The following is a 230-nucleotide window of genomic DNA, read 5'->3' as shown; positions in this document are numbered from 1 at the left end:
CCGTCGTCGCCCGCTCCACGGCGTGCTCGAAGCGATCGTGGGGCACGGCTTGCCAGCCGGGGCCCCAGTAGAGTCGGTCGAGTTCGACATGCGTACAACCCAGCCTGGCGGCCAGCGCGGCGGAGAAGGTCGACTTCCCGGCCCCGCTGGTGCCGACCACCACCACACGCAGCGGCGCGCCTCGCCCGGCCTCGACGCAGGTCATGCCTTGACCGCGACCAGCGTGTAGC

Annotated in this window: 1 protein-coding gene; it reads right to left on the bottom strand. The window is 72.2% G+C overall.

The features are described from left to right. Positions 1-205: AAA family ATPase (locus BST14_RS32505; protein WP_158085954.1), on the bottom strand; the 205-nt coding region annotated here is incomplete at its 3' end. Positions 206-230 lie beyond the last annotated feature (25 nt).

The sequence above is a fragment of the Mycobacterium arosiense ATCC BAA-1401 = DSM 45069 genome, from assembly GCF_002086125.1.
In the GTDB taxonomy this organism is placed as follows: Bacteria; Actinomycetota; Actinomycetes; order Mycobacteriales; family Mycobacteriaceae; genus Mycobacterium; species Mycobacterium arosiense.
Note: the sequence above shows the minus strand (reverse complement) of the source record. Positions and strands in the feature narration are given on the sequence as shown.